At 56.1% G+C, this 517-nt stretch carries 1 protein-coding gene; it reads right to left on the reverse strand.

The window, feature by feature from the left end; translation table 11 throughout:
* Nucleotides 1–517: hypothetical protein (locus tag KHU30_RS25000; RefSeq protein ID WP_211445294.1), on the reverse strand; the 517-nt coding region annotated here is incomplete at both ends.

Here is a 517-nt window from a genome sequence, read left to right on the forward strand (position 1 = left end):
TATTGCCGCCTTGCGTGCTCCCGAAGTTGAGGTACGTGGTTCCGCCCACCTGAATCGTATCTTGCGTGAAGGCGTTGACCGTTTCCTTGCCGTTCACATTCAAGCCAACTGTCTCGCCAGCCGTATCTAAAGTGAGCGTGTTATTGCCCGCACTCACATCATTGATGGTCGCGCCCGATGCAACACCAGTCACGCTATTGCCGCCTTGCGTGCTTCCGAAGTTGAGGTACGTTGTTCCGCCCACCTGAATCGTGTCCTGCGTGAAGGCGTTGACCGTTTCCTTGCCGCTCACATTCAAGCCAACTGTCTCGCCAGCCGTATCCAAAGTGAGCGTGTTATTTCCCGCACTCACGTCATTGATGGTCGCGCCCGCTGCAACACCGGTTACGCTATTGCCGCCTTGCGTGCTCCCGAAGTTGAGGTACGTGGTTCCGCCCACCTGAATCGTATCTTGCGTGAAGGCGTTGACCGTTTCCTTGCCGTTCACATTCAAGCCAACTGTCTCGCCAGCCGTATC

It is taken from the genome of Collimonas humicola, assembly GCF_018304945.1.
Classification (GTDB): Bacteria; Pseudomonadota; Gammaproteobacteria; order Burkholderiales; family Burkholderiaceae_D; genus Collimonas; species Collimonas humicola.